This is a genomic window from Streptomyces hainanensis (genome assembly GCF_004348415.1).
In the GTDB taxonomy this organism is placed as follows: domain Bacteria; phylum Actinomycetota; class Actinomycetes; order Streptomycetales; family Streptomycetaceae; genus Streptomyces; species Streptomyces hainanensis.
The window spans coordinates 1-17,534 of the sequence record NZ_SMKI01000115.1; the positions used below are offsets into that span (position 1 = coordinate 1).

At 72.1% G+C, this 17,534-nt stretch carries 15 protein-coding genes and 1 pseudogene; 10 read left to right on the forward strand and 6 right to left on the reverse strand.

The features are described from left to right. The 4 genes from E1283_RS13100 to E1283_RS13115 form a co-directional block, all read left to right on the forward strand. Nucleotides 1-961, forward strand: a 961-nt coding sequence (locus tag E1283_RS13100; protein WP_207930384.1) for an AAA family ATPase, incomplete at its 5' end; no start/stop codon positions are given. Between the two features lie 172 nt (nt 962-1,133). Further along, the gene (locus E1283_RS13105; RefSeq protein WP_132818175.1) at nt 1,134-2,468 is read left to right on the forward strand and encodes an extracellular solute-binding protein; all 1,335 of its coding nucleotides are present in this window, start codon (nt 1,134-1,136) and stop codon (nt 2,466-2,468) included. After that, nucleotides 2,465-3,376 carry a carbohydrate ABC transporter permease gene (locus E1283_RS13110; protein WP_132818176.1) on the forward strand — a complete coding sequence of 304 codons (912 nt, stop codon included), beginning with the start codon at nt 2,465-2,467 and terminating at the stop codon, nt 3,374-3,376. Before E1283_RS13105 ends, E1283_RS13110 begins: the two co-directional genes overlap by 4 nt. Then, nucleotides 3,373-4,224, forward strand: coding sequence for a carbohydrate ABC transporter permease (locus E1283_RS13115; RefSeq protein WP_132818177.1), 852 nt, complete (start codon nt 3,373-3,375; stop codon nt 4,222-4,224). Before E1283_RS13110 ends, E1283_RS13115 begins: the two co-directional genes overlap by 4 nt. 27 nt (nt 4,225-4,251) lie before the next feature. Here E1283_RS13115 and E1283_RS13120 read toward each other — a convergent pair whose 3' ends face one another. Continuing rightward, on the reverse strand, nt 4,252-5,421 hold the full coding sequence (locus E1283_RS13120) for a hypothetical protein (RefSeq protein ID WP_132818178.1): 1,170 nt from the start codon (nt 5,419-5,421) through the stop codon (nt 4,252-4,254). Between the two features lie 3 nt (nt 5,422-5,424). Further along, nucleotides 5,425-6,183 (reverse strand): polyprenol monophosphomannose synthase, encoded by a 759-nt coding sequence (locus tag E1283_RS13125; RefSeq protein ID WP_243744811.1) that lies wholly within the window; start codon nt 6,181-6,183, stop codon nt 5,425-5,427. A 258-nt stretch (nt 6,184-6,441) separates the two neighbouring features. Here E1283_RS13125 and E1283_RS13130 point away from each other — a divergent pair, with 258 nt between their 5' ends. The 5 genes from E1283_RS13130 to E1283_RS13150 are packed head-to-tail and all read left to right on the forward strand — an operon-like array spanning nt 6,442 to nt 12,162. Continuing rightward, complete coding sequence (locus E1283_RS13130) at nt 6,442-7,737, forward strand: glycosyltransferase 87 family protein (RefSeq protein WP_165956106.1); 1,296 nt, start codon at nt 6,442-6,444, stop codon at nt 7,735-7,737. Nucleotides 7,738-7,794: 57 nt separating this feature from the next. Beyond that, the gene (locus E1283_RS13135) at nt 7,795-9,627 is read left to right on the forward strand and encodes an acyl-CoA dehydrogenase family protein (protein ID WP_132818181.1); all 1,833 of its coding nucleotides are present in this window, start codon (nt 7,795-7,797) and stop codon (nt 9,625-9,627) included. Continuing rightward, nucleotides 9,624-10,385: a cysteine hydrolase family protein gene (locus tag E1283_RS13140; protein ID WP_132818182.1), complete on the forward strand. Its 762-nt coding sequence runs from the start codon at nt 9,624-9,626 to the stop codon at nt 10,383-10,385. Before E1283_RS13135 ends, E1283_RS13140 begins: the two co-directional genes overlap by 4 nt. After that, nucleotides 10,382-11,479, forward strand: a complete 1,098-nt coding sequence (locus tag E1283_RS13145) for an acetamidase/formamidase family protein (protein ID WP_243744810.1) — start codon at nt 10,382-10,384, stop codon at nt 11,477-11,479. Before E1283_RS13140 ends, E1283_RS13145 begins: the two co-directional genes overlap by 4 nt. An 8-nt stretch (nt 11,480-11,487) precedes the next feature. Beyond that, nucleotides 11,488-12,162 carry a YoaK family protein gene (locus E1283_RS13150; RefSeq protein ID WP_165956107.1) on the forward strand — a complete coding sequence of 225 codons (675 nt, stop codon included), beginning with the start codon at nt 11,488-11,490 and terminating at the stop codon, nt 12,160-12,162. 1 nt (nt 12,163) lies between these two features. Here E1283_RS13150 and E1283_RS38710 read toward each other — a convergent pair. Then, nucleotides 12,164-12,462: pseudogene (locus tag E1283_RS38710) on the reverse strand (ArsR/SmtB family transcription factor); the annotation flags it as partial. 384 nt (nt 12,463-12,846) lie between these two features. Between E1283_RS38710 and E1283_RS13160 the strand changes: the two are divergent. Then, a complete protein-coding gene (locus tag E1283_RS13160; RefSeq protein ID WP_132818184.1) occupies nt 12,847-13,320 on the forward strand; it encodes a hypothetical protein in 474 nt (157 codons plus the stop codon). A 472-nt stretch (nt 13,321-13,792) separates the two neighbouring features. Here E1283_RS13160 and E1283_RS13165 read toward each other — a convergent pair whose 3' ends face one another. The 3 genes from E1283_RS13165 to E1283_RS13175 form a co-directional block, all read right to left on the reverse strand. Continuing rightward, nucleotides 13,793-15,850, reverse strand: coding sequence for a Shedu anti-phage system protein SduA domain-containing protein (locus tag E1283_RS13165; RefSeq protein ID WP_132818185.1), 2,058 nt, complete (start codon nt 15,848-15,850; stop codon nt 13,793-13,795). A gap of 146 nt (nt 15,851-15,996) precedes the next feature. Then, nucleotides 15,997-17,013: a hypothetical protein gene (locus E1283_RS13170; protein WP_132818186.1), complete on the reverse strand. Its 1,017-nt coding sequence runs from the start codon at nt 17,011-17,013 to the stop codon at nt 15,997-15,999. Nucleotides 17,014-17,094: 81 nt separating this feature from the next. Then, nucleotides 17,095-17,534, reverse strand: a 440-nt coding sequence (locus tag E1283_RS13175; protein ID WP_207930385.1) for a hypothetical protein, incomplete at its 5' end; no start/stop codon positions are given.

Below are 17,534 nucleotides of genomic sequence, written 5' to 3' on the forward strand. Positions count from 1 at the left end.
GCCCCCGTCCCCGCCCGTGCTCGCGCTCCGCACGTTGCCCCGCGACGTGGCCGCGTTCACGGGCCGCCGCACCGAGGTCGCACGGCTGTTGGCCGCCGTGCGGGCGGCCGACCCGGCGACCGGTCACCCCATCCACACCGTCGACGGCATGCCGGGCGTCGGCAAGACGGCCTTGGCGGTGCACGTGGCGCACCGGTTGGCCGGGCACTTCCCGGACGGCCAGCTGTTCCTGCGGCTGCACGCCCACACCCCCGGGCGGCGGCCGGTGCCGGCGGTCGACGCGCTGGCCCAACTCCTGCTGGGCGTCGGCGTGGAGCCCCGAAGCCTCCCCGAGGGAGTGGACGCCCGGGCCGCCCTCTGGCGGGACCGGCTCGCCGGGCGGCGGGCGCTGCTCCTGCTGGACGACGTCGCCGACCACGCCCAGCTGGAGCCCCTGTTACCCGGCGCGCCCGGCTGCCTGGTGCTGGTCACCAGCCGTCGCCGGCTCACCGCCCTGGACGGCGCGACCCCGCTGTCCCTCGACCCGCCGCCGCCCGACGACGCCGCCCTGCTGTTCACGCGCCTGGCGCATCGCCCGCCGGGCACCGCGACCCCCTCGGACGCGGCCGCCGTCGCCGAGCTGGTGGAGCTGAGCGGCCGGCTGCCGCTCGCGCTCGTGCTGCTCGCCGGCCGTCTCGCCCACCAACCGCACGGGAACGTCCGGGACTTCGCCGATCGGTTCGCCGCGGCCCGGGACCGTCTCGGCGAACTGGTCGCCGGGGGCCGCGCGGTGCGCGCCGCCTTCGACATGTCCTACGCGGGCCTGCCGTCCGAGCGGCGGCGGGTCTTCCGCGCCCTCGGCCTCCACCCGGGGCCCGAGACCGACCCGCACGCCACCGCCGCCCTCGCCGGCCTCACCCCGGCGCGGGCCGGGGCCGCGCGGGCGGACACCGCCGCCGGCTTCCTCGCCTCGCTCGACTGAGCCCGCCCGGGCCACGCCCGGGCCACGGCCGAACGGGGCGGCCGAACGGCGGCCGGACCGCGATGTGTTCACGGCCGGGGCCCGGTGGGGCCACGGCCTCGGCCCCGGATCTTCGCGGGTCCCCCGCACCCCCCGCGTTAACCCGATCGGCGCAACGGGAAGCTGTTGCTGCATGGCGTTGAGACGCAGGAGCCTCCTGACCGCCGGCGTCGGCGTCGGCGTCGGCGTCGCGGCCCTGGCCGGCTGCGGCGGTGGGCGGGGTGGCGCGCCCGACCTGGCGCGGGCGGCCGAGGTGCCGCGCGGCGAGGTCACCGTCCGGTGGTGGTCGTTCCCGATGGCCACCGGCGACGGGCGCGACCTGCGGACCCTGCTGATCGACGCGTTCCGCCGGCACCACCCCACCATCACGGTCGAGACCGTCGACGCGCCCGCCGTCACCGACGTCTCGCGGGCCGTGCTGGCCACCGCCGTCGCCGGCGGCGCCGCCTCGCCCGACCTGTACCTGGGGGACGTCGCCTGGCCCGCGCAGTTCGCCCACAACGCGCTGGCCCTGCCGCTCGACTCGGTGGTGGGCGCGGGCTACTGGGACGCGTATCCGGAGCCGCTGGTGCGCGCGGTCGGCCACGCCGGCGACAGCTACGCCTTCCCCTTCTACGTGGACCAGGCGTACCTCTACTACCGGCGCGACCTGCTCGACCGGCACGGGCTCGCGGTGCCCGGCAGCTGGGAGGAACTGGCCGAGGCCGTCCGCGTGGTGACGCGCGCCGGCGACGCGGAGTACGGCCTGGCCTTCCAGGGCGCGGTCTACGAGGGACTGACCGCCAACGTCGCGGAGTTCGTCGCCGACGCCGGCGGCGCCATCCTGGACGAGGAAGGGACCCGGGTGACGCTCGGCGGCCGGTCGGGCGAGCGGGCGTTGACGTTCCTCCGCGACCTGGTCGCCGACGGCGTCGCGCCGCGCGCCGTGGGCACCTTCAGGGAACAGGACTCCACCGACGCGTTCGTCGGCGGCCGGGCGCTTTTCCTCCGCAACTGGGCCTATGTGTGGGGCGTGGTGGAGGCGCCCGACTCGCCCGTCGCCGGCCGGGTCGGCGCGGTGCCGCGCCCCGGCTTCGCGGACGGCGCGGCCGCCGGCCACGGCTGCCTCGGCGGCTGGTGCAACTTCGTCAACCCGCACTCCGAACAGCCGGGCGCCGCCGTGGCGTTCGCCCGGTTCTGCGCCGAGGAGGAGGCACAGGTGATCATGATGCGGAACACGTCCTACCTGCCGGCCCTGACCGCCGTCCGCGCCGGCGCCGAGGCCCGCCGCTCGTCGACGCCGGTGCTGGCGGCGGCCGACGAGGTGCGGCTGGTCGCACGGCCCACCGGGACGCCGCACTATCCGCAGGTCAGCAAGGCGCTCGCCACCCACGTCAACACCCTGCTCACCGGCGGCGCCACACCGGCCGAGGCGCTGGCACACGCCAGGGACGGCATCGCGGCGGCGCTGGAGGGCACCGCGCTGTGAGCGCCCCGAGCCTCACCCGGCAGCGTGCCCGCGTCGGCTGGTTCCTCACCCTGCCCGCGCTGGTGGTCGTCGCCGCGGTGACGATCTTCCCCGTCGCCTACTCCGTGGCGATCAGCTTCACCCGGGTCGGCCTCACCTACGACGGGCTGCGCGTCGAGGACTGGACCCTCTCCAACTACGCGACGATGCTCGGCAGTTCGGCCTGGCGCGAGGCGCTGGTCTTCACCCTCGGCTACACGGTCGTCACGGTCGCCGTCGAACTCGTCCTCGGCATCGCGGTGGCGGTGCTGCTCGACCGTCTCGAGGTGGGCCGCGGCTGGCTGTTGGCGCTGCTGCTGATCCCCTGGTCGATGATCACCGTCGTCTCGGCCCAGCTGTGGGGCTACCTCTACAACGCCACCTACGGCGCCGTGACCTGGGGCCTCGGCCTGCTGCTCGACGAGCCGCCGGTGATCCTCGGCACCCCGGCGCCCGCGATCACCGCGATGGCCGTCGCCGACATCTGGAAGACCACCCCGTTCGTCGCCGTGATCGTGCTGGCCGGCCTGGTCAGGATCCCCGCCGAGCGGTACGAGGCGGCCGAGGTGGACGGCGCCGGGGCCTGGCGGACCTTCGTCAGCGTCGTGCTGCCGGCGCTGCGCCCGGTGGTGGCGGTGGCCGTGCTGTTCCGGGTGCTCCAGGCGTTCGGGATCTTCGACCTGCCGTTCGTGCTCACCCAGGGAGGCCCCGGCACGGCCACCCAGTCGCTGGCGATGCTCGGCTACCGGGCCCTCTTCCACGACCTCGACATGGGGATGGGCGCGGCCGTCGCCACCGCCACCGGGCTGCTGGTGCTCGGCTGCTGCCTGCTGTTCCTCCGGGTGTTCAGATCGCACGTGGACGAGGCCGGCGAAGGGGGCGCGACATGAGCCGGCGCGGGCGCCGCCGGACGGGCGTGCGGCGCTACCTCAACCCGGTGACCGTCGGCGGCCTGCTGCTCGTGGTGGTGACGGCGGCGCCGCTCTACTGGATGGCCGTCACCTCGTTCAAGTCCCCGGTGGAGGCGGGCGCCTCGCCGCCCACCCCGTTCCCCGAGGACCCGACCCTCGACAACTACCGGCACGCCCTGGACGCGGCCGACATGGGCCGCTACCTGTACAACAGCGCGGTGGTGTGCGTCAGTTCGACCGTGATCGTGCTGGCCCTGGCGCTGCTCGCCGGCTACGCGCTGGCCCGGCTGCCGATGCGCGGGCGCGGCCCGGTGATGGTCGGGCTGTTGATGATCTCGGTCTTCCCGGTGATCGCCGTGGTGACCCCGCTCTACCTGGTGGAGCGCGAACTCGGGCTGCTCAACAGCCACGCGGGGCTGATCATCCCCTACGTCGCCTTCCATCTCCCGTTCGCCGTCTGGATGTTGCGGAACTCGCTGCTCGACCTGCCGCGCGAGCTGGAGGAGGCGGCGACGATCGACGGCGCCGGCGTCCTCCGCACGCTGCGTTCGGTGATCCTGCCGGGGGCCGGCCCCGCGCTGTTCACGGCCGGGGTGTTCACGTTCGCCGCCACCTGGACCGAGTTCCTGATGGCGCTCACCCTCAACAGCGAGAACGACTTCCGCACCATCCCGGTCGGGATCGCGATCTACGGCGACCGCTACCAGGTGCCGTACGGCGTGATCTTCGCCGCCGCGATGGCCGCCACCGTGCCGGTCGCGCTGCTGGTGCTGGTCTTCCGCCGGGCGGTGCTCTCCGGCCTCACCGACGGCGCGGTCAAGGGGTGACGGGGCCACGGGCGCCCCGCGTGGCGGTCAGGGCGGCCCCTCGTAGAGCAGGAACCAGGTGCCGTAGACGCCGGAGGAGACCGCGGCGGCCGCCACCGCGCCGGCCGTCGCCGCGCGCGGCTTCCCGGCCAGCCAGACGGCCAGTGGCAGCAGCAGCGCGAAGGCGGGCATCAGCAGCCTGGGCCGCGACGTGAAGTAGCCGGCCCCCACCAGGGCCGTCACCGCCAGCACCGCGGTGTAGGCGAGCAGCGGCAGCGGCTGCCGCTGCCTGACGCACTGGACGAGCAGCGCGGCGAGCGCCGCGAGCGCCGCGAGGATCAGCAGCCCGTGCGCCGGGTTGGTCCCCAGCATGCCCGTCACGAAGCGGAGGAACGCCACGCCGCCGTCGAAGCCGTTGCCCCACTCGGCCTGCACGTCGAAGTAGCCGGTCGGGCTCGACCGCCGCCACGACACGTACCCGACGTAGCCGAGCCAGCCGAGCGGCGCGATCGCCATGGCGGCCAGCACCCGCCGCCGGGGCGCGCCGCTCCGGCGGAGGAGGAGCTCGACCGCGCCGCCCACCAGCACCGCCGCCACCACCGCCACCCCGGAGGGACGGGTGAGCCCGGCGGCGACGGCGAGCGCCCCCGCCCACCACCAACGCCCGGTGAGCACGGCGAACAGCGCCCAGGCGGCCAGCGCGGTGAACAGCGTCTCCGTGTACGCCATCGACTGCACGAACGCGGGCGGGACGGCGGCCCACAGCGCCACCAGCACGACGCCCACCATCCGCCGGTACAGCAGGGTGGCGACGGCGAAGATCCCCCAGGCCGCGGCGAGCGCCGCCGTCCAACCCACCAGCAGCCCGGCGCCGTTGGCCGACACCGGCACCACCGCCGTGACCGCGCGCTCCAGGACGGGGAACAGCGGGAAGAACGCCTCGTCCGGATGCCAACGGCCGGCGCTGAAGCGGGTGTAGCCGTAGCCGTCCTCGGCTATCCGCGCGTACCACAGGGAGTCCCAGCGCCGGTTGAGGAAGCGGCGCGGGCTCTCCTCCGCGAACGCCATCCAGACCGACATGACCAGCAGCCCCGTCGCCCGGACCGCGGCGTACGCCAGCAGCGCCGGGGCGGCGGCGCGCAGGGCCGCGCCGAGGCGGTCGAGGGCGCCGGGGACCGCCGCGGCCGGCGAGGGGGGCGCCGCGCGTTCGTAGGCCATGGATCACCGCCCCGCGCCCGGCGCCCCCGGGGCCCGGCCGGGGCCGTCCTCCGGCGGCGCGGCCCCCAGTCCGCCGAGCAGCAGCCGCCACGGCAGCAGGGCCGCCTCCACCTGCACGGCGGCCGACATCTTGGAGACGCCGTGCCGGCGCTCCTCGAAGTGGATGGGGATCTCGACCGCGGAGCAGCCGGCCCGCACGGCGGCGTGCTTGAGCTCGATCTGGAAGCTGTAGCCGGCACTGCGCGCCCGCTCCAGGCCGAGCGCCGTGACGGCGCCGGCCCGCCACAGCGCGAAGCCGGCGGTGATGTCCCGCAGCCCGGTGCGCAGCACCATGTCGACATAGCGGTTCGCCCAGCGGGAGAGCAGCCTGCGGTGGGCCGGCCACTCGGTGGCCAGCCGCCCGCCCGGCACGTAGCGGCTGCCCACCACCAGGTCGGCGCCGGTGGCCAGCGCGCTGCCGACCAGCTGGGGCACGTGCCGCACCGGATGGCTGCCGTCGGCGTCCATCTGGAGCACGTACTCGGCGCCGTGCGCCACCGCCGCCGCCATGCCGGCGGCGTACGCCCGGCCCAGGCCGTCCTTCGTCGTGCGGTGCAGCACCTCGACCCGGCCCGGGTGCCGCTCGGTCAGCTCGTCGGCGACCCGCCCCGTGCCGTCCGGGCTGGCGTCGTCCACCACCAGCAGCCGCAGCCCCGGCAGCGGCAGGGCCAGCAACTCCCGGGCGGTGCCCGGCAGGCTCTCCGCCTCGTTGTACGTCGGCATCACGACGGTGACGGCCACCGTCGGCGGCGTGCCCGGGACACCGTCGTCGGCCGCGGATCCCGGCCAGCCGTTCGTCGTGCCTGAAACATCCATGCCTCACACCCCTGGACGACCGAAAGGGACCATATGTAGGGTCTCGCGTGGAATGTCGGGATGGCTGCCGGTAATGCGGCGAACGGGTGACGTCGACGGCTGACCTGCGGAGAATCGGCTCCGGTCGGCGGCGCGTCACGGCCCGGCCACCCTAGGGTGGCGCGCGTGCTTCCGGCCGTAGGTGAACCCCTCGAGCCGCGCGGGTTCGGGCTGCGGAGTGCCGCGCCGCTCCTCGCGGGGCTGACATGCGCGCTGTCGTTCGCGGCCTGCTGGCTCGCACAGCTCGCCCTGGACCTCCCCCTGGGCGACCTCGACGTCTACCGCGCCGAGGGCTGGGCCGTGCGCACCGGCGGCGACCTGTACGGCCTCACCGTCACCGCCCACGAACTGCCCGCCACCTACCCGCCGTTCGCCGCACTGCTCTTCGTGCCGCTGACGCTGCTGAGCGTCGACGCCATACGAGGCCTCGTCTGCGTGCTGAACTTCGCCCTGGTGGTCGCGCTCGCGCACCTGTCGCTGCGCCTGGTCGGCGGCCGCCTGGCCCCCTGGCACACCGGCGTCTCCCTGACGGTCGCCTCGCTCGCCGTCTGGAGCGAGCCGGTGTGGGCCACGATCCGCTACGGCCAGATCAACCTGCTGCTCGTGGTGCTCGTCCTCTGGGACCTGACCCGCCGCGCCGACCACCGCTGGGCCGGCGTGGCCACCGGGGTGGCCGCCGGCATCAAGCTGACGCCGGCGCTCTTCGCCGTGCTGCTGACGGCGGCCGGCACGGTGCTCGCCGTCGCCCGGCTGCGCCGCGGCGAGCCCCCCGGCAACCCGCACCTGCGGTGGGCGACCAGGAGTTGGCTGGCGTTCGCCGGCACCGTCGGCGTCGGGGTCCTCCTGCTGCCGCGCGAGTCGTGGCGGTTCTGGACGGACGTCGTGCTCGCCGGCGACCGGGTGGGCGCCGCCGAGGCGGCCGCCAACCAGTCGCTGCGCGGCGTCCTCGCCCGGGTGCTGCACACCGGCGACCTCTCGCCCTGGTGGCTGTCGGCCGCCGCCGCCGTCTGCTGCGCCGGGGTCGCGGTGTCCGTCGCCGCCCTGCTCGCGGCGGACCGGCTGCCGCTCGCCACGGCCTGGGCCGCCACCAGCTGCGCGGTCACCGCGCTGCTGGTCAGCCCGGTGTCGTGGTCGCACCACTGGGTGTGGGCGGTGCCGGTGTCGGTGCTGCTGTTCGCGGAGGCGCGCCGACGCCGCGACCGGGTCTGGCGGATCGCCGCCTGGACGGCGACGCTGCTCGCCTTCTCCTACGCCAGCTGGCTGCTGCCGCACGACGAGAGCCGCCCGGAGCTACATCTGTCGGCCGCCCAGCAACTCGTCGCCGCCGCCTACCCGTTGGCCGGCACCTGCCTCCTGATCGCCGCCGGCACACTGGCCGTACGGGCCGGCAGGGCCCGCCACCGCGCCGTCCCGGCGCGGTAGCCGGCGCCTCCGTTTCGGCGCAACTCTCCTGTTACGGGGAGAAGTTAAAGTGTCGCGGTGAGCACACAGCAAGCCCCTGACCGGGCCGAACAGTTGTCCGCCGAGCTCTCGCGCTCGCTGTTCGGCGACCACACGCCCGACGCGTCCCCCCACGAACACGGGCGTCGGCTGCTGGCCGACGAGGCGTTCGCCCACCGCGGTGGGCTGAGCCCCGCGGAGAGCGTCGAACTGGCCTACCGGCGGCTGCGGATAGTCAACGCCTCCCTCGACGACCCCTGGCGCCTCGCGGGCGACGTCCACCGACTGGCCGCCCTGCACGAGTGGCTGGCCGTCGCGGACGGCGCGCTCACCACCGTCGCGGGAATCCACTACAACCTGTTCCTCGGCAGCCTGGTCGACCACGACCCCGACGCCGACCGCGATCTGACGCCGCTGCTGACGACGGACCGTGTCGGAACGTTTCTCTGCACCGAGCTCGACCACGGCAACGACGCCGCGGCACTGGAGACCACCGCCACCTTCGACGCCGCCACCGGTGGCTTCGTCCTGCACACCCCGCACCCCGGCGCCCGCAAGTTCATGCCCAACACCAGCCCGGCCGGCGGCCCGAAGACGGCCGTCGTCGCGGCCCGCCTGCTCGTGGAGGGCGCGGACCTCGGCGCCTTCCTCTTCCTCGTGGAGCTGAGCGACGACACTGGGTTCAGGCCCGGCATCAGCGTGCGGCCGCTCCCCGAACGCCTCGGCAGCCCCGTCGACCACTGCCTCACCTCCTTCGACCAGGTCCTGCTGCCGCACTCCGCCCTGCTCCAGGGCGACCACGGACGGCTCACCGCCGACGGCGAGTTGACCGGCGGCATCGGCAACCGCCGCAAGCGGTTCCTGCGCGCCATCGGCCGGGTCACCACCGGCAAGCTGTGCATGAGCGCCTGCGGCCTCGGCGGCGCCCGGGCCGCCCTGGCGATCGCCGTCCGCTACGCCGGCCGCCGCCACGTCACCGGCATGTCGGCCGGCCGGCGGGTGCCGCTCACCGCCCACCGCAGCCACACCGACCGCTTACTGGAAGCCACCGCGACCGCCTACGCCATGACCTACCTGCACCGCGCCGCCACCGACGCCTGGGCCCGCGCCCAGCACGAGCCCGCGCTGCGCGAGGACGCCGAACGCCTGGTCGCGGTCACCAAGGCCTGGAACACCTGGGAGGCGCGCCGGATCTGCGTCGAGTGCCGCGAACGCTGCGGCGCGCAGGGCCTCTTCCCGGTCAACGGCCTGGCGGACTTCACCACCAACATCGAGGGCACGATCACCGCCGAGGGCGACAACCTGGTCATCTGGGTGAAGGCCGCCGGCGAACTCCTCTTCGCGCCGGCCACCGTGCCACCGGCCCGGCCGGCCGCTCCCCGACCGCTCGACGACCCCCGCGCGATGCGCGAGATGCTGGCCGCCCACGAGGCGACGCTCCGCGCCCGAGCCACCGCCGCGCTGCGCGGCGGCCCGACCGGCGACCCGCAGGCCCGCTGGAACCACGCGGTCGGTCCGGCCCAGGAGGCGCTGTCCGCCCACGTCCTGGTCCGCGCCGCCGACGCGTTCCTGACCGCCACGGCCGCGGCCGCTGCCGGCGGTGGCGGCGCGGGCGCGCTGCTGACCGACCTGTGCCGGCTCTTCCTCCTCGACCGCCTGCGCCCACTCGCCGGCGCACTGATCGCCGACGGCCTGCTGCCGGTCGAGGAGGCCCGCCGACTGCCGTCCCTCGTCCAGGAACTCCGCGCCCGACTCACCCCGAGACTGGAGACGCTGGTCGACGCCTTCGCCCTGCCGGAGGAGTTGCTGACCCGCCTGCCCCTGCTCGACCTGGCCGCCCAGGCCGCCCGCCCGGAAGGACCCCCGAGGTGACCGTCCGTCTGATAGGTCCCAACCACCGCAACGCGTGGACAGCAGGGCCCGGGGAGGTCAGCCTGCTGCGCCCCGCCCGTCCCCGGCACCCGGCCACCGTCGAGGCGCTCCCGCAGAACGTCACCCTGGACCTGGCGGCGACGGCCCTGATCGTCGTCGACATGCAGAACGACTTCTGCGCCGCCGACGGCTGGCTCGCGTCCATCGGCGTCGACATCACCCCGGCCCGCGCCCCCATCCCCGTCCTCGCCCGCCTGCTCCCGGGGCTGCGCGCCGCCGGCGTCCCCGTGGTCTGGCTCAACTGGGGCAACCGCCCCGACCGTGCCAACCTCCCGCCCGGTGTCCTGCACGTCTACGACGCCGACGGCACCGGCGGCGGCATCGGCGCCGTCCTCCCCGACGGCCGGGGTCCCGTCCTGGAAGCGGGCAGCCCGTCCGCCGCCGTCGTCGAGGAACTCGAACCAGCGGCCGGCGACCTGCACATCGCCAAGTACCGGATGAGCGGCTTCCAGGACACCGAACTGGACAGCGTGCTGCGCAACCTGCGCGTCGACACCCTGCTGTTCGCCGGGGTCAACGCCGACCAGTGCGTCCTGGCGACCCTGATGGACGCCGCCAACCTCGGCTACGACGTCCTCGTGCTCCAGGACGCCGTAGCCACCACCTCCCCGCCGTTCTGCATGGACGCCACCCTCTACAACGTCCGCCAGTGCTTCGGCTTCACGCTCACCGGCGCGGCCCTGGCGGGGGTTCTGTGACGGTCCTGCTGCAACCGGGGGAGGGCCCCGTCGACGGGGACCACTACCTGCCGGCCGATCCCGAGCTGGTGCACTGGGGCCTGCTGCCCAACGCCCGCTCCGAGCCGGTCCTGACCATCCGCTCGGGGGAGACCGTCACGCTCGACACGATCAGCCACGAGGGGATCCTCGGCGACCAGGGGCGTGACCCGGCCGCCTTCTTCGGCGCCGCCGGCATACCGGGCACGGCCCTCCTGGCCGACGCCGTCGCGCTGGCCGCCTCACCCCGGGAGCACGACGCCTCGACCCGGGGCCCGCACGTGGTGACCGGACCGGTCGCGGTGCGTGGTGCCCGCCCCGGCGACGTCCTGGAGGCCGAGGTGCTGAGCCTGCGCCGCCGAGCCCCCTACGGGGCGATCAGCAACCGGCACGGCAGGGGCGCGCTGCCGGCGGAGTACCCGGAACCGCCCGCCACCGTGCACAGCGTGGTCGCCACCGTCGGCGACGACGGCCGCGGCCGGCTGCCCGTCGGCGACGGCCGCCACCTGTCGTTCCGGCTACGCCCCTTCCTCGGCATCATGGGCGTCGCCCCCGCCACCGAGGCCGACGTGCACTCCGTGCCGCCGGGCCGGCACGGCGGGAACCTCGACGTCCGCCACCTCCTCGCCGGCAGCCGCCTGTTCCTGCCCGTCCAGGTCCCCGACGCCCTCTTCTACGCGGGCGACCCCCACTTCTCGCAGGGCGACGGCGAGGTGGCCCTCACCGCCTTCGAGGCACCGCTCCGCGCCACCCTGCGCGTCACCCTCCACAGCGGCCCGGACGCACGCGCGCTCGCCGCGCGCCTGCGGGCGCCCTATGCCGAGACGGCGGACGAGGTCATCGTCCTCGGCCTGGACGCCGATCTCGACGAGGCGGTGCGGTACGCGGTCCGCGACGCCCTCGCACTCCTCGACCACCGCCACGGCATCCCGGGCCCGGTCGGCCTCGCCTACCTCAGCGCCGCCGCCGACTTCCAGATCTCCCAGGTGGTCGACGGCGTGAAAGGCGTACACGGCCGCCTGGCCAAGGCGGATCTGACGGCGCCCCGGGCCGAAACCCCTGCCAACGGGCGGTGAACCGGTCCGTGCGCCCCCGACTTCCCCTCCAACTGCTGCTCGTCCTGACCTTCGCCACCGGGATCGTGGACGCCGTCAGCTTCCTGTCCCTCGGCGGCGTCTTCGCCGGGAACATGACCGGCAACGTGATCATCCTCGGCGCCGCCGTCACCGGCGCAGACGACCTGCCGACCGCGGGACCCGCCGTCACCCTGGCGTGCTTCGTGTCCGGGGCCGCGGCAGGCGGGCGTGTGCTGCGGTCCTCCCCGCCGGGCTGGAACGTCCGCCACACGGTGCTGATCGGCGGCGTCGGCCTGGCGACCGCCGGATCCGGCGCTGCCCTGCTCGTCAGGGGGGCCGCCGGCGGCGACCACCTGGCCGTCGCGGGCGCCCTGGCCCTCGCGATGGGGGTGCAGGCCGCCGCGGCCAGAGAACTCGCGGTCAAGGACATCACCACGGTCGTGGTCACCTCCACCACGACCGCCCTCGCCGCCGACTCCCCCCTCGGCACCGGCCGGGCCCAGCCGTGGCCGCGCCGGGCCGGCGCGATCGCGCTCATGGCGGCCGGAGCCGCCACCGGAGCGGCGCTGATCCGCCTCGCCCCCGGCTGGGCTCTGCTGGCCGCGGCAGCCGCGGCCCTGGCCACCGCCCTCGCCGGGGCACGCGCCACGACCACGGCGAACAGCCCGGCCCGCACCCCGTGACGAGCAGGTTCAGGAGGCCGGGGAAACGGGCGTCGAGGTCGTCGGCTCGGACGTGGCCGCGGCGTTCCAGCCCGTACCGGCGTTGCCGGGTGATCCCCGCCTCGCGCAAGGGCCTTGACGTGATGGGTCAGGGAGGACCTGCGGCGGCCCAGGCCGAACCAGCCGCATGCGTGGTCGTACCGCTCCGACTCCAGGAGGAGTTGGCGCACGACGCGCAGGCGCGGCGGGTCGCTCAGGGCCCCCCAGCACCGTCTCGAGCCGGGGATCCTCCACCGCGGACTCGGACAACGCCTCGAACAACCCCCGGAAAAGGCGAGATCCCGCCCGATCAATCCGATCGGACGGGATCTCGCCAACCGCTCACACCTGCTCTCGTGAACGGTCCACGTGTGGGCCGTTCACGAGTGGGTCTGGCCAGCTCCTGTCCTGGGCGTTCGAGATCGCTTCCCACCCGCTGGTGATCGTTTCCCGAAGGACTCGGTGAGACGGTCATCGTCGCCGACAAGCGGTTCACCCTTCGGCGGTGTCGCGCTGCTTGTATGCCCCGCGTTCGAACGCCTGTGGTCCGCCGCCACGACCTTCGTGGCGACACTGTGACGGTCGATGCGGTTCTCATCACAGTGTGGGTGGATCGACGCTGGTGGGATCGGCTCCTGACGCTCCCCCAACCGAGAGAAGACGCTCATGCTGCTCCTGGCACTGGTCCTGCTTCTGCTGTCTGCCGCCGGTGCGTTGGTCGCTGCGGTGCGCGTCGTCGCGGTGGCGCTTCCAGGTCGGCCGCAGCCTGGGGCGAAGTACCTGGCGCGTCGTGCGGCGTGGCTGACCGCCAGCGTGGCGGTCGTCGCCTACTCCCTGGGGTTCGTCCATGTCTCGTGGTCCGAGCACGATTTCGGGAATGGCGCGGACTCGACACCGGCGCCGGCCTGTCGTGACGGTTTCGAGCCGGCCGTGCGTGAGGACCTCTCCCATCACGAGTCGTCCTATCTGCCGCTGCGTTTCGACTGCGTCCGCGAGGACGGCACCAGCTACCCCAGCGAGCCCGGACTCGTATGGATCAACTGGGCGACCCTGATCCTGGCGCTGACCACCGCGCTGCTCGCTGTCGTTGTCGGCTATGCGGCCGAACGACGAGCACGCGAAGCGGTGCTACGGCAATGAACCACGGCCGTGTCGGTTGGTCTCGCTGAACCCGTTGGCCTCGTCGCCGCCCCCGGGAAACGACTCGCTCACGGCCGCGTCGCCCAGACCATCTTCTTCGCCCTGATGATCTGCGCCATCAACCCGGATAGCCTGTCGACCTGGGAGAGCACGACCGGACAGACGGCCGTCACCGCAACGCAGGCGATCTCCGAGCCGACCGGGCACGTACCCCCGCCCACGAAACACCAACGGGCTCTCCCCGCCCCAGCGAGCGGACAACACCACGAACCCCCATGAGGCATCGGCCCGACTCGATACCTCAGTCCCGTCGTGGCAGGCACCAGCGGCTGTTCGAACCATCGCTCTGGTCGATACGCGCGAGGGATCCGGATGCGCTCTGCCTTCGATCCCGCACAGTCCCACGCGCGAGCCAAGGCGCGCGCATTCATGATCCCAGTAGACGGCTGCCGATCAGAGGGTCAGGTGTGTCTCAGTGGTCCTCCACGATGAAGCACGCCCTTTCGTAGAGTTCGTCGAAGGTGATGACTTCGACGTCCTGGATGGATCGCCTGTATTGCTCGAAGGAGGTGATTTTCTCTGGGTTCGTGGCACCGCGGTCAGTGAACTCGCTCAGGCTCCCGATCACCAACACCTGGCGGGGGCGTGCGGTGGAGACCTCGATGTCGGTCGGGGCGCCGTCGTCCCGGTAAAGCCTGTGCAGTTCGCCGTTGACCAGTCGTAGCGCCTTGTGTGCGGTCTTCTGCACCTGTGCCACGGCTCCGACGACATCCTTGGAGACCTGGTAGACGTCCGGGGCACGGTACGGTGTGCTGGCCAACAATGGGGTCATGTGGGTCTTGATCTCGCACAGCAGCAGGCTGCCGATGAATCCCTTGGAGCGCATGACGGCGTCACTACGTTTCCCCGCCCCTGTGAAGATGTTGGCGCCGGTTGTGATTCGCTCCAGTTTGCCGTCGTCGAGGGGTTCGCAGGCGACGAGATTGAGGCCATACCCGAAGATCCACGGATTCTCCTCGAAGAATCCCTGCCAAACCGCCTCTGGCCCTGCCGTCTTGCCACGTTCCCGATCGAAGAATTCCGGATCGGTCAGTAGTTCTTTGAACCGTTGAAGTTGCGACTTCCGGTTGCTGATCCGTCGAATGTCCTCATCCGTGAGGGTGCCGCCGATGGCGTCCCTGACGGCTTCGAGGAGTGTCCTGCGGTCCTGGTCGGCGAGCAGTTGGGCCAACTCGGCCTCGTCGCCGACGGTCAGTCGTCGACTACCTCCTGGGATGTTGTGTAATCCCACGCAGTTCTGGATGAAGCAGATGACTTTCCAGAAGTTTTCGTGGACATCGTTGGTGTCGACGAGGGCTTTGACGATCTGAGTGGACTCGGTGCCGGGAATCGCCTCCATGACCGCTGCCCGCGTGACTTTGGCCTTGTCCTTCTTCCACAGTTTGACTCTGGGTGAGAGGACGCCGCCTTTGTTGAGGAGGGTGACGTGGCACAGCGTCGCCACCAGCGGTCGGTCGTCGAGGAGGAAGTCGGTGACCATCCGCCCTGTGCGGGTGTCATAGAAGTAGGAGTATCCGTTGCCTCGGACCTCCAGGTCGGCGAAGTCCCGTCGTGTGACATCGAACTCCGTGGACGGGAAGCTGATGCGGAAGCCTCGAACGAGTTCGAGGGCTGGCTGGGCCGCCTGGTTTCTCCAGTTCGGCGGAACGGCCGGCAGTGACCGGTCGCCTTCGATCACAAGGGACTGGACATCTTCGCGCTGGAGATACGAGAGTACGGATTTCATTCGCTGCCAGATCGCATCAGTAACTGGTTTTGTGAACGCCGGAAGAAGCGTGCGATCCACCGTGAGCACAGCCTCGTACGTGCCGGCCGTCCATGCGTCACCAGGCATGGGATGGTAGAGGCCGCCATCACGACGTAGCGTCAGAACGGTCAGACGGAGTAAGTGGCGGGCCTTCTCCTCTCCGTCATGGTCGAGGAGGCTGTAGGTCTGCCCGAGGACGAGGTCGATTTTGCCGGTGTCGTCGTCATTGAGAGGAAGCGAGACGAGCGGTCCGGTGGCTTGTGTCGGGACCGGCGTGTAGATCGGCCGGCCTGATAGGAACTCGAAGGCGCGGAGGGTCCAGCCGTCGGGTCCAAGTAGGCGGTTCAGCTGCTCAACCCGTTGGACCGACTGATCGACGTCGGGCTGTACTTCTGGATGGACGAGACGTGCCAGAAACGTGAGAAGTACTTCGTCGGGGCCGTCGAGAAGTTGGAAGCGCGGGTCCTCGAAGATCCAGTCGTCGAGCCAGTCGGATGGGTTGTTGACTCGGTGCTGGATGATGTCGCGCCGGGCCGTCTTGAACCTGGAGTCCCTTGACGCCAATTGATCGAGGTCGTACAGGTCCTCGAGGAAGTCGGTCTCATCGAGTTGTCCCCACCAGGGACCGCCCTCACCTCGCAGGTAGTCAAAGACGTCGCGTCGTGTCACCGCTGAGATCTTCGGCGTGCTGTGTGGCGCCTGGGATGAGTTGGACTGAGCCATGCACCTAGGATGACCGTCTGCCGGCCCACCCAGTGGGCGCTTCGGGTCTCGTGAATGCACGATCTGGCCGCGCTGTTCTGGTTCAACTGGCTGGCAAGACATTGTGGGCTGGCGCCACACCCGGCATGCCGGGGCAGCAAGAGCACTCAGCCAAGCGGCTGCGTGACGGCGGCTGTTGGAGTTTCTCCGTTCTGGGCCTGCTGGGCCCGCTCAGCCATCATGCGGGTCAATGCCTCCAGGGTCGCCGGATCGAACCGCTCGCTGTCGCCCCCGAAGCCATCCACCGCAACCATGATGGTCCCCACTCTGGCCGCGGTGCTCATCCAGTCCTGCAACTGCAACGCGACGCTCTCGTCGCCGATCGCGGGTAGCGTCAACCAACTGTGTTCGCCTGCTTCTATGTTGGCCTCTTCCGCCTCCCTGCCCGCCGTGTATCCGCGGCGCGCGGCCTCCAGGCTGGAGTACGCGATGACGCGGAAGCGCGCCCGGTGCTCGACTCCTGGGATGACATACGAGGCGTCCCCCGTGGCCAGGACCCCTTCACAGTCGACGTAGTCGCAGACAGGGGTGGTGGGCTCTCGGTCCTGGATCCAGCCTGATGGCAGGCTCTGGATGTCAGGAAGGACCGCGCGGGTCTGTTCCTCGGTGAGGACAGCGGTGAGGTCCACCGGCTCGGCTTGTTGAGCCGGATCATTCCTGTCCAGGACTTCAGTGCCGCCGCGAATGACCTGAAACGCCAGTACGGCGACAGCGACGGCCAGAAGCGCGGCGACGGCATAGCCTCCGCGTGACTGGGAGATGGTCAGCGGGCCGAGCGAGATCGTCGAGTTGCGGACCTTGCTCCCGCCACTGATCACCACACTGTGCTCCACCTTCGGGATGGGCGTGGCCGGTGGTGGGTCAGCTAACGCTTCCGCCAGCTGGCCTGCGAAGTCCGGATCCGTCGCGAGTGCGTCCCGCAGCGCCGACCGCAGCCCGTCCGTTGCGGTGGGATCGGCGTCCACACCGGCCAGGGCGGTCCTGCCCTCCTCGGTGGTGCCGAGCCGCGCGCGCACCAGATCCGAGACCGCGCTCCCGGCGCTGGCCCCGATGGATTCGGCCGCCGCGCGCCCGGCTCCCGACACGATATCCACCACTGCCGATATCAACCCGGCGTACTCCATGGCCATCCCCCTCCGGTGGAAGGAATCATCCCCCATTCGAGCGGCAAGCAACGGCCCTTCTTTGAAGGGCAGTTATCTCCTTCATGTCGAGCTCGAACTTGCCGCTCGCCGGGTCTTGACGTCGCGGTAGCAGTACGCCGCGATGGTCAGAAGATTAATCGCGAAGAAGGGCAATGCGATCGAGAGGGTCAGGCCTTCCACGCCTTCCCATGCGGCGATCACAACCGGTGCGAGGCACACAGGGATGCCCGCCACGGCCGCGTAGCCCATCCCACGTGTCAGGCTTCCGGAACGCGGTTTGAGTACTGCCGTCATCGTCCAGGTGACCGCCAGAGTGAGCACAATCCCGGGCCATCGCAGGAAATAGATCAGGAAGCCGAGGAGCAACCATAGGCAAACCGGGAGGCCGAACCTCACCGCGCGGCCACGGCGCGCTGGGGTTTGCGCCGATGCGGTGTCCGGCCGCAGGCGGATGCCGCTTGCTATGCGGGTGAGGGCCGGGGGCGGGAGTGGGGCTGTCC